Here is a 14,279-nt window from a genome sequence, read left to right as displayed (position 1 = left end):
TTTCTCCGGCGGGACGAGCGTAAGTCGGCGGCTGGTTTAAGCGGGCTTAACTGGCGCAGGGCGATGAATCATCGTCAGCCCCTTGAGGAAATTACGCAGAATCTGGTCACCGCATTCACGATAGTTTTTGTGATCCGGTTTACGGAAGATCGCGCCAATCTCTGCCTGAGACACGGTGAAGTTGGCTTTTTTCAGGATATCAGGGATGTCGGTCGTTTTCAGGTCAAATGCAATACGCAGCTTTTTCATGAAAATGTTGTTATTCATCTTACGCTCGATGGAAGGCGCAGGGGCATCCTCACTTTTCCCACGGCGATGAAAGATTAAGCCATTCAGGAAATAGCCCATCAGGACATCGGGGCAGGGGCGAAATGCCGCATCCTCATCTTTTTTCAGCCAACTGGTGATATCGGCCTGAGGAACCTCGCACTCCGCTAAGGCAAAAATCGCCACCATTTTGGCATCGTTCAGATCGAGCATATAGCGCACGCTGCGCAAAATATCGTTGTTAGTCATGGTGAGATCGTCTCAAGGTCAGTCAACAGGCTGCGCATTATAGGGGATTTTGCCCGCCGCCGCGCAGCTTTGTCGCTCATGCGGCTAAACGGCTGCAGGATGCGCGGCATTCCTGACAAAAGGCAAATGTTCACAGGCATGCTGACGGGCAAAATGGATAAAGGCTTCCAGCACAGGCTGACGCTGCTCGCCGTCACGCACGGCGGCATAAAGCCGACTCCATAATCCCTCTCCCAGTGTTTTCGTGATCACTAACCCCTGTTTTTCAAAGCTCTCCACTACCCAGTGTGGCAGCGCGGCAATGCCCATGCGCGCCGACACCATCTGAATCATCAACAGCGTGTTATCCACATTCTTCAGTGCAGGACTGATGCCCGCGGGCTGAAGAAAATGACGCCAGATATCCAGCCGCTGACGCTGCACCGGGTAAATCATCAACACTTCGTCGGCCAGTGCGTCAGGGGAGATATGTTCGACCTGAGCCAGAGGATGATCGGGTGCCAGCACCAGGCGCACTTCGAAATCGAACATCGGTGAATAGAACAGGCCCGAGCGCGGCAGAATATCGGACGTTAAAACGATATCCAGCTCACCCTGTTGCAGTGCAGGTTGCGGATCGAAGGTCACACCTGATTTAAAATCCATCACCACCTGTGGCCAGCTCTGACGAAACTTATCCAGTGCCGGCGTAAGCCACTGAATGCAGCTATGACATTCAATGGCAACACGAAGCGTAGTCTGTTGCGGCTCATGGCAGGCCTGAAGCGCCTGCTGAATTTGCGGCAGAATCTGTTCCGCCAGCTGCAACAGAATTTCGCCCTGCGGCGTGAAGCGCAATGGCTGGCTTTTGCGTACAAACAGGCGGAATCCGAGCCGCTGTTCCAGATCGCTGAACTGATGTGACAACGCCGACTGCGTCTGGTGAAGCTGGGCGGCCGCGGCGGCCAGCGAGCCGGTATTCCGCAGAGCCTGAAGCGTCCGGAGATGTTTGAATTCGATCATGAGGGTCCTTCACATCGAAACTGAATAATTTGCGCTTGAGAGACATACAGTACCCGCAGAATATAGCGGTGTAAACATCTGGACGGCTAAACGTGACTGGCGATCAGACTGACCCAGGCATTTCTGGAGAATAGCAAATACCAATCCATAACCCTACTCCCGGCTTTTCATGTACAGGTGTGCGGCGCGAACTGAAAAATGAGTATTTGCTTATCCAAACGGAACGGACCGGAGGGTGACGACATTCACTCAAGAAATAGCAGAAAAAATGAGGCGCGTTATGTTGCTGCAGAACGGCTATGGGACACTCCGCAATCCAGCCTGAAAACCCACCAGGCTTGTGAGCAGGCTTAACGCGGAAAAGCTCTCAGATTTGCGGGTGTTGGATGGCGACGCGAGAGTTTGGGCGCTTACGCGCCCTTTTTTATCACTCAGTGGATGCGACACCGTACTGCTTAAACCAGGCTAACATACGTGCCCAGCCGTCTTTTGCCGATTCGGCATGGTAGCTCGGACGATAGTCGGCGTTAAAAGCATGCCCGGCATCGGGATACACAATGATCTCTGCCTTTGCGTTTGCAGCATGTAAGGCCTGGCGCATCTGCTCCACGCTTTCCAGCGGAATGCCGTCATCCTGACCACCATACAAACCCAGCACAGGCGCGTTCAGATCCACAGCAATATCGATAGGATGTTTTTGCTGCTTCATGGTTTTTTCCCCTACCAGGCGACCATACCAGGCCACGGCAGCGCGAAGTTGCGGGTTGTGTGCCGCATAGAGCCAACTGATGCGTCCGCCCCAACAGAAACCGGTAATTCCCATCCGCCGGATATCGCCACCGTTGCGGGCCGCCCAGTTAGCGGCATGATCGAGATCCGCCAGTACCTGGCTGTCAGGCACCTTGCTGACCAGTTCTTTAAACAGCGTAGGAATATCGTTGTAGTCGTTGGGGTCGCCTTCGCGGAAGTAAAGCTCTGGCGCGACAGCCAGATAGCCTTCCAGCGCCAGACGACGACAAATGTCGCGAATGTGTTCATGAACGCCGAAAATTTCCTGCACGACCAGCACAACAGGCAACGGCCCGTCTGCTGACTGCGGTTTCGCGTAAAAAGCCGGAAGATTTTCACCCTGACTCGGAATAGACGTCTCACCGGCGTGGATGGCCGGGCTGTCGGTAATAATGGTGGTCGAAGCCGTGGGCTGAACTGCCGGAGCAAACGCGCCTGCGGCTGATTTTTGTGTCATATTATCGTCGGTTTTCATCGTTATCTCCGTGCAAGCGTATGCGCAATCACGTAACTATAGCCTGGGCATTTATTACTGGTTCCGGGCAATGCGTAACAGAGCTTATAACCTTTAAAATACACTTCTCTTTAACATTCTCATGCTGCCTTCCACATCACCATATGTAGCATTACGGAAGGTCTGAGATAAACGTGTGATATTAATCACTAAAAATTTCACCGAAAATGTAACTTTCATTTTCTTGAGTGAAACCAGTCACACATTTAACCCGTCGGGTAACGTAAAGTGGCGTACTGTTTTTCCTTAACCCGGAGTCTGATATGACACAGTCTGACGTTTTCCATCTTGGCCTGACGAAAGCCGACCTGCAGGGGGCGACACTGGCCATTGTTCCTGGCGATCCGGAACGTGTAAAAAAAATTGCCGGACTGATGGACGATCCCCGGCACCTGGCTTCCCATCGTGAGTTCACCAGCTGGCTGGCTAAGCTTGACGGTAAACCCGTCGTGGTCTGTTCTACCGGGATTGGCGGACCTTCCACCTCCATTGCCGTCGAGGAGCTTGCTCAGCTTGGCGTGCGCACTTTCCTGCGTGTAGGGACAACGGGCGCCATCCAGCCGCATATCAATGTCGGCGACGTTCTGGTTACGACGGCGTCTGTACGCCTGGACGGTGCCAGCCTGCACTTCGCACCAATGGAATTTCCGGCCGTCGCCGATTTCACCTGCACAACGGCCTTAGTGGCTGCGGCAGAAGCCTGCGGTGCCAAAACTCATATCGGGATTACCGCCTCATCTGATACTTTCTACCCCGGCCAGGAGCGCTACGACACCTTCTCGGGCCGCGTCGTGAACCGTTTTCAGGGCTCTATGCAGGAGTGGCAGCAGATGGGCGTCCTGAACTATGAGATGGAATCGGCGACGCTGTTAACCATGTGCGCCAGTCAGGGCCTGCGCGCAGGCATGGTGGCGGGCGTGATTGTTAACCGCACGCAAAAAGAGATTCCCGATGCAGTGACGATGAAGCAGACCGAAAGCGATGCCGTCAAAATAGTAGTTGAAGCGGCGCGTCGCTTACTCTAGCCCTTCGTTTGACAGACAGGCCGGCTGTCCGGCCTGTCATGGCCTTGTCTTTACGTCTCGTCTTTCCCCCTCAGTAAATATATCTGGACATTCATACAGTGCGAATTTACCTTTTTCCTCAATAGCCTGACCAGCGGGGAGAATATGGATCAGCACATCATTATCAGCATCTGCCTTGGGCTCGCCGGCCTGGGTGTTGGCTGGATACTGGCGCAAATGCGTGTCAGTCATCAGTTAGCCAGCTTTACCACAGAGCGCCGTCTGCTTAACGAAGCACAACAACGTCAGCAACAGCACATCGAGCAGCTCCAGCAGCAGCTGCAACAGCGCGAACAGGAGTTGAGACAGCTTCATGGATCATTAAGCGGAGCCAATGAGCGCCTGCAACAGCTGGATTACTGGCGTAATGAGAGCGAGCAACTGACACGAGAGCTGCGCAATCAGCTGGAGGTGAACAGCGCGCAGGAAGCCGAGCTGCGTGAAGTGACCATCCGTCTTGAGGAAACCCGTTTTGCAGCGGAAGAGAAGCAGCGCCTGTTGACCAACAGCGAGCAGCGGCTTAGCGCGCAGTTTGAAAACCTGGCTAACCGAATTTTTGAAAACAGCGGTCGCCGCGTTGATGAGCAAAACCGTCAAAGTCTGAACAGCCTGATTGGGCCGTTGCGTGAACAGCTCGATGGCTTTCGGCGGCAGGTTAATGAGAGCTTTGGCGCGGAAGCGCGTGAACGCCATACACTGACCCACGAGATTCGTCAGCTACAGCAACTCAATGCGCAGATGGCCCAGGAAGCGCTCAACCTGACCAAAGCGCTCAAAGGCGACAACAAAATCCAGGGCAACTGGGGCGAGGTGGTGCTGAGCCGGGTACTGGAAGCGTCAGGATTGCGTGAAGGCTATGAATACGATATCCAGGTCAGCATGCAGAACGAGCAGCAAAGCCGCATGCAGCCCGATGTCATCGTCCGGCTTCCCCAGGGGAAAGATGTGGTGATCGACGCCAAAATGACGCTGGTTGCCTACGAGCGGTATTTCAACGCGGATGACGACATTGAACGTGAACAGGCCATTCAGGCGCATATCAGTGCCGTACGCGGCCATATCCGTTTGCTGGGCCGTAAAGATTATCAACAATTGCCCGGTTTACGCTCACTGGATTATGTGTTGATGTTTATCCCGGTTGAACCGGCGTTTTTACTGGCAATCGATCGGCAGCCAGAATTGATCGGCGAAGCGCTCCAGCAAAATATCATGCTGGTCAGTCCGACCACGCTGCTGGTTGCATTGCGTACCATCAACAATCTCTGGCGCTACGAGCATCAAAGCCGCAATGCGCAGCGGATTGCCGAGCGCGCAGCCAGGCTTTACGACAAAATGCGCCTGTTTGTTGATGATATGAGCGGTATTGGTCACAGCCTTGATAAGGCCCAAAACAGCTATCGTGAAGCGATGAAGAAGCTGGCAGAAGGGCGGGGTAATTTGATCGCACAAACGGAAGGCTTCCGTGACTTAGGTGTAGAGGTTAAACGCGCTATCAATCCCCATCTGGTCGAACGCGCGATGCCCGAAAATGAGCACGACAGTATGCCCGGTAACGACCAAAACGCAGACGAAAGTTGTGAGCGGGTTCGGCACCTCCACGAATAAGCAGGTCGCCAACGTGCCTGACCTCCGTGACTCTGATACACTTCCATAAGTATTGTTTGTGGAGCAGGTAAAACCGATGGCAGATGAATCACAGCAGGAAACTACCCATTTTGGCTTTCAGACCGTCGCCAAGAGCGAGAAAGCCGACAAAGTCGCGGACGTGTTTCATTCCGTAGCGGCGAAATATGACCTGATGAACGACTTAATGTCGTTTGGCGTCCATCGCGTCTGGAAGCGTTTTACCATCGACAGCAGCGGTGTGCGTCGCGGTCAGCGTGTCCTGGATCTGGCCGGTGGAACCGGTGATTTAACCGCAAAATTTTCACGGCTGGTGGGCGAGACCGGGCAGGTTGTTCTGGCTGACATTAACAGCTCTATGCTGAAAATGGGCCGGGAGAAGCTACGAAACCTCGGTATCGTTGGCAATGTCAGTTATGTTCAGGCCAACGCCGAAGCGCTGCCGTTTCCTGACAACTACTTCGACTGCATTACGATCTCTTTTGGCCTGCGTAACGTTACGGAAAAAGAGAAGGCGCTGGCGTCGATGTTCCGCGTGCTGAAACCGGGTGGACGCTTGCTGGTGCTGGAGTTCTCGAAACCTGTTATTGAGCCGCTGAGCAAAGCCTACGATGCCTACTCGTTCCATATTCTGCCGCGCATCGGCCAACTGGTTGCTCAGGATGCAGAAAGTTATCGCTATCTGGCCGAGTCCATCCGCATGCATCCCGACCAGGAAACCCTGAAAGCGATGATGAACGATGTGGGATTTGAAAACACCACCTATTCAAATATGACGGGCGGCATCGTGGCACTTCATCGTGGGTTTAAATTTTAACCATTATGGCCATGACCTTAACCCCCGTCATCACTGCCGGTATTGAAACGGCGCTAAACCGTATTCTCTACCGCGATCGTGGTCTGAAAAGCGCACGTCAGCGTTTAGCAGGCAAGGTACTGATGTTGCGTTTGAGTGAGCTATCCTGGCCGCTGGTGCTGGTGTTCAGTGAGCAACAGCTGGATGTCCTTAGTGACTGGCAGGACAGCAGCGACTGCACGGTCATTACGCAGCTTAAGTCGCTGCCGAAGCTACGTGATCGCCAGCAACTGACGACGCTGATACGCAGCGGTGAGTTACAGGTCGAAGGGGATTTGCAGGTGGTGCAGCAATTCTCTGCGTTGATGGATCTGGCTGAGCTGGATCCTGCCGAATACCTGGCCCCCTGGATCGGTGATATCGCCGCGCAAGGGATCAGCCAGGGTGCGCAGCGCGCATTTCGCTTGTTTAAAGCGGAAACGCAGCGACGTCAGGATTATCTCGGTCAGGCGTTGACGGAAGAGTGGCGCGTTGCGCCAGGTGCGCTGGAATTTGCCTGGTTCGCTGAGGAAGTTAGCGCGATGGAACGTTCGCTTGATGCGCTTAATGCGCGTCTGGCACAGCTGGAGGCGAAATGAGTTTTGGAGAGATCCGCCGGTTATATTTCATTATCAAGGTGTTTCTGACATACGGACTTGATGAACTGATTCCCCAAATGCGTATTACTCTGCCGCTTCGGCTGTGGCGGCGGTGCGTGTTTTGGATTCCTAACCAGCACAAACACGAACAGATGGGCATTCGGCTGCGTCTGGCGATGGAACAGCTGGGCCCCGTCTGGATCAAGTTTGGTCAGATGCTGTCCACGCGGCGTGACCTGTTTCCCCCGCAGATCGCCGATGAACTGGCTATTTTGCAGGACCGGGTTGCGCCCTTCGACGGCGTGAAAGCCAAAGCACAAATCGAAGCCTCCATGGGGGCACCGATTGAGTCCTGGTTTGATGACTTCGATATCACCCCACTGGCTTCTGCCTCTATTGCGCAGGTTCACACGGCAACACTGAAATCCAACGGCAAAAAGGTTGTCATTAAGGTTATCCGCCCGGATATTCTGCCGGTGATCAAAGCCGATATGAAGCTGATCTACCGCATCGCCCGTTGGGTACCGCGCCTGCTGCCGGATGGTCGCCGTCTGCGTCCGGTTGAGGTGGTGCGCGATTATGAAAAAACGCTGATCGACGAATTAAACCTGCTGCGCGAAGCGGCCAATGCCATCCAGCTGCGGCGTAACTTCGAAAACAGCCGCATGCTGTATGTTCCCGAGGTTTACTCCGACTACTGCAGCGAAACCATGATGGTGATGGAACGCATCTACGGTATTCCTATCTCCGATGTGGCGACGCTGGAGCAGCATGGCGTTAACATGAAATTGTTAGCCGAACGCGGCGTACAGGTGTTCTTCACACAGGTTTTCCGCGACAGCTTCTTCCATGCAGACATGCACCCTGGCAATATCTTTGTCAGCTATGAGCATCCAGAAGACCCGCAATATATCGGCATCGACTGCGGGATTGTCGGCTCGTTGAACAAGGAAGATAAGCGCTATCTGGCCGAAAACTTTATCGCCTTCTTTAACCGGGATTACCGCAAAGTGGCAGAGCTGCATGTTGACTCTGGCTGGGTACCGGCAGATACCAACGTGGAAGACTTCGAGTTTGCCATTCGTACGGTGTGCGAACCCATCTTTGAAAAACCGCTGGCTGAAATTTCATTTGGTCATGTGCTGCTAAACCTGTTTAACACGGCGCGACGTTTCAATATGGAGGTGCAGCCACAGTTGGTGCTGTTGCAAAAAACGTTGCTCTATATCGAAGGGATTGGCCGGCAGCTCTATCCGCAACTGGACTTATGGAAAACGGCGAAACCGTTCCTTGAAGACTGGATTAAAGATCAGATTGGTATTCCGGCGATCATTCGCGCAGTGAAAGAAAAAGCGCCCTACTGGGCAGAGAAACTGCCCGAGCTGCCCGAGTTGTTCTATGACAGCATGCAGCAGCATAAGCAGTTACGTCTTAGCGTCGATAAACTCGTGAACGATTTGAGTGTCCAACGTACACGTCAGCATCAGGCGCGTTTCCTGTTTGGCGTCGGTGCCACGCTGCTGATTAGCGGTACAGCGGTACTCCTCAGCAGGCCTGAGTGGGACCTGTTTCCGGCGGCATTAATGGCGGCAGGTTTTGTCAGTTGGTTAATCGGCTGGCGCAAGACAAACTGATTGTCACTCGCGGCTGAAACGCGGTAATGTCGCTGACTGAGACCCGAATTAACAAGGGTTTAGGTTGTGCTTCATTCCGCAGTTTTTAACAAAAAAATCGAGGCTATCTCATGGGCGGTATCAGTATTTGGCAGTTATTAATTATTGCCGTGATTGTGGTGCTTTTGTTCGGTACCAATAAGTTACGTAATCTGGGGTCGGATTTGGGTTCGTCTATCCGTGGTTTCAAGAAAGCCATGAGTGATGAAGACGACAAAAAAGATCAGCCAAAAGAGCAGGACGCGGATTTCCATGCGAAAACGCTGGCGGACAAACAGCCAACGTCTGCTCAGAAAGACGACATTAAGAACGACAAGCAGGTGTAAACCGTGTTCGATATTGGTTTTGGTGAGTTGCTATTAGTCTTCGTGATCGGGCTGATTGTCCTGGGTCCGCAACGTTTGCCGCATGCGGTTAAAACGGTTGTCGGATGGATCCGGGCGGTCCGTTCACTGGCGGCCAATGTTCAGAGTGAGCTGGCGCAAGAGCTGAAACTGCAGGAACTGCAGGACAGCCTGAAAAAGGTGGAGGAAGCCAGCCACGGCACATTGTCGCCTGAGCTGAAAGAATCCATGGAAGCGTTGCGTAAAACCGCGGATTCAATGAAACGCTCGGTTCAACAGAGCATTGATATCGAAAGAGAAGAAGACGAAGCAAACACCATCCATTCCCCGTTACACCAGACGGGGAGTGACTCGCCGAAACAGGTGACGCCTGCGGCCAGTGAGCAGCAGGCACAGTCACCCGCACACGCACCTTTTGAACCCCATGTCGAGGCTGCGGTTGCACCGGCACAGGACAGCAACACGGCGACCACGCCGGTCCCGCCGCGGCCTGCGTCCGGCTACGCCAGTGCTCCGCCGCAATCGCCGGGTCGGGCAGACGCATCGCCTGCGGAAAAACCGGGCAACGCCGCGCCGTCGCTCAACCCAGCTTCTCCTCCTTCTGCAAGTGATGAACGATAATGGCCGTTGAAGATACCCAACCACTTATCAGCCATCTGATTGAGCTGCGTAAACGTCTGCTGAACTGCATAATTGCTGTGTTAGTTATTTTTCTGGCACTGATCTACTTTGCTAATGACATCTACCATGCCGTGGCGTCGCCACTGATCAATCAGATGCCAGCGGGTGCCAGCATGATCGCGACGGATGTCGCCTCACCTTTCTTCACGCCGATAAAGCTGACGATGATCGTGTCGGTGTTCCTTGCCGTGCCGGTTATTCTTTATCAGGTCTGGGCGTTTATTGCGCCAGCGCTTTATCGCCACGAACGTAAGCTGGTCATGCCGCTGCTGTTTTCCAGTACGCTACTGTTTTATGTTGGCGTGGCCTTTGCCTATTTCATTGTTTTTCCACTGGCTTTCGGCTTTTTTGCGAAAACCGCGCCGCAGGGCGTCACTATCGCGACAGATATCACCAACTATCTCGATTTTGTCATGACCTTGTTTATGGCGTTTGGTGTGGCATTTGAAGTGCCGGTAGCCATTGTGCTGCTGTGCTGGACCGGTATTACCAGCCCTGAGGATTTAAAAAAGAAGCGTCCTTACATCCTGGTCGGCGCGTTTGTTGTCGGGATGCTGCTCACACCACCGGACGTTTTTTCTCAAACTTTGCTCGCTATTCCGATGTACTGCCTGTTTGAAGTCGGCGTATTCTTTTCACGGTACTATGTGGGAAAAGGCCGTCAGACAGAGGATGAGGAACAGAACACCGAATCCTGATGTCGTATTCAGTACACCCGCAGAAGCGGGAGACACAAGCCAAAAACCGCCGTCAGGCGGTTTTTTGTTTAGGATGTTTTTGACAGAGAGTAAAAATATGTTTGATATCGGTGTAAACCTGACCAGCACGCAGTTCGCCTCCGATCGAAAAAAGGTGATTACGCGCGCCCGTGACGCGGGCGTCACCGGCATGTTGATTACCGGTACCAATGCGCTGGAAAGTCAGCAGGCGCAGCGGCTGGCTGAGGCTCATCCGGGTTACTGCTGGTCCACCGCGGGCGTGCATCCCCATCATGCCAGTGAGTGGTCACAAGAGGTCGCGAATACGCTGCGCCGGCTGGCGGAAAAAGCCCAGGTTGTGGCGATAGGTGAATGCGGGCTGGATTTCAATCGTAACCTGTCCGCACATCAGCAGCAGGAATATGCGTTTGACGCGCAACTGGCATTAGCTGCGGAACTGAATATGCCCGTGTTTCTTCACTGTCGGGAAGCGCATGAACGCTTTGCTGCGGTACTTGAGCCCTGGTTGCCCAAATTACCCGCCGCCGTGATTCACTGTTTTACCGGTACCCGGGAAGAGTTAGCGGCCTGCCTGGAAATGGGCTTATCGGTAGGCATTACCGGTTGGGTATGCGATGAACGCCGGGGAATTGCCCTGCGTGAGATGTTGCCGTTGATTCCCGCCGAACGGTTGCTACTGGAAACGGATGCGCCCTATCTGTTACCGCGGGATATGCGTCCACGGCCAACTTCCCGACGCAATGAACCCTGTTTTTTACCGCATATCCTGCAGCAGGTCGCGAACTGGCGAGGCGAGGAACCAGAGGCGCTGGCAGCCCAGGTGGATCATAATGCGCGCACGCTGTTCGGGCTGCGTTAGGCTTTACGGAATTGTCGGTTATCCACGCTCCGGACAACCTGTTTGTTTAGCAGATTCAGCAACAGGATGGAGCGTGCTTCGCCATCGGGCTCTGAGAAGATAGCCCGCAGACCTTCAAACGTCCCTTCGGTGATGATGACTTCATCGCCGTTTTGCGGCGTTTCAGGATCGATCAGCGTTTGTGGCACATCAGTCTGCAGTGCATCAATAACGACAGCAGGTACGGTGGCCGGCGTCGCGCCAAAGCGCACGAAATGGCTGACGCCACGTGTACTGCTGATGGTTGTGGTGTGAATGGCTTCGGGGTCAAACTCAATGAACAGGTAGTTTGGGAACAGCGGTTCACTTACGGTAGTTCGCTTGCCACGCACAATTTTCTCAAGCGCGATCATGGGGCTCAGGCAATTTACGGCTTGCCGCTCAAGATGCTCTTTCGCACGCAATAGCTGCCCACGTTTGCAATAGAGTAAGTACCAGGATTCCATAACTGCTCCCAATGAATGGACGCTAAGAATAGCAAACCTCCACTCAGAGTTATAGCGCATTGGGGTCTGTTACGCGGCGTTGCCTGGAAAATAAACTAAGATTGTTCTGAATGACGAATGCCATCGCATAAAATGAAAAAATAGCCATTATGCGGTAAGGTTCAGCACGAAAACTAAGCGACATTATTCGTCTGATGGTTGCCCGTGACGGGCAAGATAAGCCATGCGGTGCATAAAGCTCCACACATTCATGTAATCAGCCCTATAATGGCAAATTCACTCTGGCCGGAAAGTTGAAGCCGCATGAAATATCAGGATTTAAGAGACTTTATTGCGCTGCTTGAACAGCGTGGTGAACTCAAGCGTATCTCGCACGTGATCGACCCCGAACTGGAAATGACCGAAATTGCCGATCGCACCCTGCGTGCAGGCGGTCCGGCATTGCTGTTTGAGAACCCAAAAGGTTACGACATGCCTGTACTGTGTAACCTGTTCGGTACGCCAAAACGCGTGGCCATGGGCATGGGCCAGGAAGAGGTCAGTGCACTGCGTGAAGTGGGTGAGTTGCTGGCCTTTTTAAAAGAACCTGAGCCACCGAGAGGTTTCCGCGATCTGTTCAGTAAAATGCCGCAGTTTAAGCAAGTACTGAATATGCCGACCAAAAGGTTGCGCAATGCGCCCTGTCAGGAGGTGGTTTTCAGTGGTGATGAGGTCGACCTGACCCGAATCCCGGTCATGAAATGCTGGCCCGGCGACGCTGCCCCGCTGATTACATGGGGATTAACCGTAACGCGCGGCCCGCATAAAGAGCGACAAAATTTAGGCATCTATCGTCAGCAGGTGATTGGCAAAAATCGCCTGATCATGCGCTGGCTTTCTCATCGTGGTGGTGCCCTGGATTATCTTGAATGGTGCAAGGCACATCCTGGCGAACGTTTCCCGGTGTCCGTTGCACTGGGCGCCGATCCGGCGACCATTCTGGGGGCGGTCACGCCCGTCCCTGACACGTTGTCAGAGTATGCGTTTGCCGGTCTGCTGCGCGGCAACAAGACCGAAGTCGTCAAGTGCCTCTCAAACGATCTGGAAGTGCCTGCGAGCGCCGAAATTGTGCTGGAAGGTTATATCGAACCCGGTGACATGGCACCTGAAGGTCCCTATGGCGATCACACCGGTTACTATAATGAAGTCGACAGTTTCCCGGTGTTTACCGTTACGCACATCACGCAGCGTCATCAGGCGATCTACCATTCTACCTATACCGGAAGGCCACCGGATGAACCCGCCGTCCTGGGCGTGGCGCTGAATGAAGTGCTTGTACCGATTCTGATTAAACAGTTCCCGGAAATCGTCGATTTCTATTTGCCACCAGAAGGATGCTCTTACCGACTGGCGGTCGTGACGATTAAAAAACAGTACGCGGGACATGCCAAGCGCGTGATGTTTGGCGTCTGGTCATTTTTACGGCAGTTCATGTACACCAAATTTGTTATTGTGTGTGATGATGACGTTAATGCCCGCGACTGGAACGACGTCATCTGGGCAATCACGACGCGTATGGACCCGGCACGCGATACCGTATTGGTAGAAAACACGCCAATCGATTATCTTGATTTTGCGTCTCCGGTTTCCGGACTAGGGTCAAAGATGGGCCTCGACGCCACGAATAAATGGCCAGGTGAGACGCAACGAGAGTGGGGCACGCCGATTGTCAAAGATCCGGCCGTTACCGCACGTATCGACGCTATCTGGGATGACCTCGGTATTTTTGATCAACCATCACAGCGTTGATGGTGAGCAATAACCATAAAGACGACCCGACAGAGGGACCGCATGACAACGTTAAGCTGTAAAGTAACTTCAGTTGAGGCGATTACCGACACGGTGTATCGCGTTCGCCTGATTCCGGAAGCAGATTTTAGTTTTCGCGCAGGGCAGTACCTGATGGTCGTAATGGATGAGCGTGACAAGCGCCCGTTTTCATTAGCCTCCACGCCAATGGAAACTGAAATCATTGAACTGCATATCGGTGCCTCAGAGCTGAATCTCTACGCCATGGCGGTGATGGATCGTATTCAGCAGGAAGGGCAAATTGTGGTGGACATCCCACATGGTGATGCCTGGTTGCGTGAAGAGAGTGACAAGCCGTTAATCCTGATCGCGGGTGGCACAGGCTTTTCCTATGTGCGTTCCATTTTACTCACTGCGCTTGCCGAACAACCCAACCGTGATATTGCGGTTTACTGGGGCGGGCGCGAACTGAAGCATTTGTATGATTTGGACGAGCTGGAAGCACTGGCGATTAAGCATCCGAATCTGAAAGTGATTCCGGTTGTCGAACAGCCTGAAGCAGGCTGGCCGGGCCGTTCTGGTACGGTGCTGACAGCCGTCATGCAGGACTTTGCGACCCTGAGTGAGCATGAGATTTATATTGCCGGCCGCTTCGAAATGGCGAAAATCGCCCGTGAACGCTTTTGTTCAGAACGAGGTGCCGTTGAAGCACAAATGTATGGCGATGCGTTTGCTTTTATCTGACGTGACAGCACAAGAAAAAACCCGCCCCTGACAGGCGGGTAAAT

At 53.4% G+C, this 14,279-nt stretch carries 15 protein-coding genes; 11 read left to right on the top strand and 4 right to left on the bottom strand.

Annotated features, from left to right (window positions below):
- Positions 1-36 precede the first annotated feature (36 nt).
- The 3 genes from C1N59_RS19815 to C1N59_RS19805 form a co-directional block, all read right to left on the bottom strand.
- On the bottom strand, positions 37-516 hold the full coding sequence (locus C1N59_RS19815; RefSeq protein ID WP_033737377.1) for a YehS family protein: 480 nt from the start codon (positions 514-516) through the stop codon (positions 37-39).
- A gap of 84 nt (positions 517-600) precedes the next feature.
- The gene (gene metR / locus C1N59_RS19810) at positions 601-1,518 is read right to left on the bottom strand and encodes an HTH-type transcriptional regulator MetR (protein WP_006121468.1); all 918 of its coding nucleotides are present in this window, start codon (positions 1,516-1,518) and stop codon (positions 601-603) included.
- A gap of 427 nt (positions 1,519-1,945) precedes the next feature.
- Positions 1,946-2,782, bottom strand: coding sequence for a dienelactone hydrolase family protein (locus C1N59_RS19805; protein WP_006121469.1), 837 nt, complete (start codon positions 2,780-2,782; stop codon positions 1,946-1,948).
- Positions 2,783-3,084: 302 nt separating this feature from the next.
- On the opposite strand from C1N59_RS19805, the gene udp reads away from it, so the two are divergent.
- The 9 genes from udp to tatD all read left to right on the top strand — a co-directional run bounded on the left by udp (position 3,085) and on the right by tatD (position 11,218).
- Positions 3,085-3,846, top strand: coding sequence for a uridine phosphorylase (gene udp, locus C1N59_RS19800; protein ID WP_006121470.1), 762 nt, complete (start codon positions 3,085-3,087; stop codon positions 3,844-3,846).
- A gap of 144 nt (positions 3,847-3,990) precedes the next feature.
- Positions 3,991-5,490, top strand: a complete 1,500-nt coding sequence (gene rmuC / locus C1N59_RS19795; RefSeq protein WP_033737379.1) for a DNA recombination protein RmuC — start codon at positions 3,991-3,993, stop codon at positions 5,488-5,490.
- A 76-nt stretch (positions 5,491-5,566) separates the two neighbouring features.
- Positions 5,567-6,325, top strand: a complete 759-nt coding sequence (gene ubiE / locus C1N59_RS19790) for a bifunctional demethylmenaquinone methyltransferase/2-methoxy-6-polyprenyl-1,4-benzoquinol methylase UbiE (RefSeq protein WP_033737381.1) — start codon at positions 5,567-5,569, stop codon at positions 6,323-6,325.
- An 11-nt stretch (positions 6,326-6,336) separates the two neighbouring features.
- On the top strand, positions 6,337-6,942 hold the full coding sequence (locus C1N59_RS19785) for a ubiquinone biosynthesis protein UbiJ (protein ID WP_006121473.1): 606 nt from the start codon (positions 6,337-6,339) through the stop codon (positions 6,940-6,942).
- Complete coding sequence (gene ubiB, locus C1N59_RS19780; RefSeq protein WP_006121474.1) at positions 6,939-8,576, top strand: ubiquinone biosynthesis regulatory protein kinase UbiB; 1,638 nt, start codon at positions 6,939-6,941, stop codon at positions 8,574-8,576. Before C1N59_RS19785 ends, ubiB begins: the two co-directional genes overlap by 4 nt.
- Positions 8,577-8,686: 110 nt before the next feature.
- Positions 8,687-8,941 carry a Sec-independent protein translocase subunit TatA gene (gene tatA, locus C1N59_RS19775; protein WP_033737383.1) on the top strand — a complete coding sequence of 85 codons (255 nt, stop codon included), beginning with the start codon at positions 8,687-8,689 and terminating at the stop codon, positions 8,939-8,941.
- 3 nt (positions 8,942-8,944) lie between these two features.
- Positions 8,945-9,580: a Sec-independent protein translocase protein TatB gene (gene tatB, locus C1N59_RS19770; protein WP_205950874.1), complete on the top strand. Its 636-nt coding sequence runs from the start codon at positions 8,945-8,947 to the stop codon at positions 9,578-9,580.
- Positions 9,580-10,338, top strand: a complete 759-nt coding sequence (gene tatC, locus C1N59_RS19765) for a Sec-independent protein translocase subunit TatC (RefSeq protein WP_006121477.1) — start codon at positions 9,580-9,582, stop codon at positions 10,336-10,338. The genes tatB and tatC overlap by 1 nt, the downstream gene beginning before the upstream one ends.
- A gap of 97 nt (positions 10,339-10,435) precedes the next feature.
- Positions 10,436-11,218, top strand: coding sequence for a 3'-5' ssDNA/RNA exonuclease TatD (gene tatD / locus C1N59_RS19760; protein ID WP_006121478.1), 783 nt, complete (start codon positions 10,436-10,438; stop codon positions 11,216-11,218).
- Here tatD and rfaH read toward each other — a convergent pair.
- Positions 11,215-11,703, bottom strand: coding sequence for a transcription/translation regulatory transformer protein RfaH (gene rfaH, locus C1N59_RS19755; protein WP_006121479.1), 489 nt, complete (start codon positions 11,701-11,703; stop codon positions 11,215-11,217). The two genes, tatD and rfaH, sit on opposite strands and share 4 nt — an antisense overlap.
- A gap of 303 nt (positions 11,704-12,006) precedes the next feature.
- Between rfaH and ubiD the strand changes: the two genes are divergently transcribed.
- Together ubiD and fre are read left to right on the top strand one after the other, a co-directional pair.
- Positions 12,007-13,491 carry a 4-hydroxy-3-polyprenylbenzoate decarboxylase gene (ubiD, locus tag C1N59_RS19750; protein ID WP_006121480.1) on the top strand — a complete coding sequence of 495 codons (1,485 nt, stop codon included), beginning with the start codon at positions 12,007-12,009 and terminating at the stop codon, positions 13,489-13,491.
- Positions 13,492-13,533: 42 nt separating this feature from the next.
- Entirely contained in the window at positions 13,534-14,235 is a 702-nt protein-coding gene (gene fre, locus C1N59_RS19745) for an NAD(P)H-flavin reductase (RefSeq protein WP_033737387.1), read from the top strand.
- Positions 14,236-14,279 lie beyond the last annotated feature (44 nt).

Source organism: Pantoea sp. SGAir0183, from assembly GCF_043545505.1.
The sequence above is the reverse complement of the archived record's forward strand: the minus strand, read 5'-3'. Positions and strand labels throughout refer to the sequence as shown.

What these genes read in the sequence shown, in the direction of transcription:
- C1N59_RS19815 (WP_033737377.1), bottom strand. Translation starts at nt 516, where the DNA reads ATGACTAACAACGATATTTTGCGCAGCGTGCGCTATATGCTCGATCTG.
- metR (WP_006121468.1), bottom strand. Translation starts at nt 1,518, where the DNA reads ATGATCGAATTCAAACATCTCCGGACGCTTCAGGCTCTGCGGAATACC.
- C1N59_RS19805 (WP_006121469.1), bottom strand. Translation starts at nt 2,782, where the DNA reads ATGAAAACCGACGATAATATGACACAAAAATCAGCCGCAGGCGCGTTT.
- udp (WP_006121470.1), top strand. Translation starts at nt 3,085, where the DNA reads ATGACACAGTCTGACGTTTTCCATCTTGGCCTGACGAAAGCCGACCTG.
- rmuC (WP_033737379.1), top strand. Translation starts at nt 3,991, where the DNA reads ATGGATCAGCACATCATTATCAGCATCTGCCTTGGGCTCGCCGGCCTG.
- ubiE (WP_033737381.1), top strand. Translation starts at nt 5,567, where the DNA reads ATGGCAGATGAATCACAGCAGGAAACTACCCATTTTGGCTTTCAGACC.
- C1N59_RS19785 (WP_006121473.1), top strand. Translation starts at nt 6,337, where the DNA reads ATGACCTTAACCCCCGTCATCACTGCCGGTATTGAAACGGCGCTAAAC.
- ubiB (WP_006121474.1), top strand. Translation starts at nt 6,939, where the DNA reads ATGAGTTTTGGAGAGATCCGCCGGTTATATTTCATTATCAAGGTGTTT.
- tatA (WP_033737383.1), top strand. Translation starts at nt 8,687, where the DNA reads ATGGGCGGTATCAGTATTTGGCAGTTATTAATTATTGCCGTGATTGTG.
- tatC (WP_006121477.1), top strand. Translation starts at nt 9,580, where the DNA reads ATGGCCGTTGAAGATACCCAACCACTTATCAGCCATCTGATTGAGCTG.
- tatD (WP_006121478.1), top strand. Translation starts at nt 10,436, where the DNA reads ATGTTTGATATCGGTGTAAACCTGACCAGCACGCAGTTCGCCTCCGAT.
- rfaH (WP_006121479.1), bottom strand. Translation starts at nt 11,703, where the DNA reads ATGGAATCCTGGTACTTACTCTATTGCAAACGTGGGCAGCTATTGCGT.
- ubiD (WP_006121480.1), top strand. Translation starts at nt 12,007, where the DNA reads ATGAAATATCAGGATTTAAGAGACTTTATTGCGCTGCTTGAACAGCGT.
- fre (WP_033737387.1), top strand. Translation starts at nt 13,534, where the DNA reads ATGACAACGTTAAGCTGTAAAGTAACTTCAGTTGAGGCGATTACCGAC.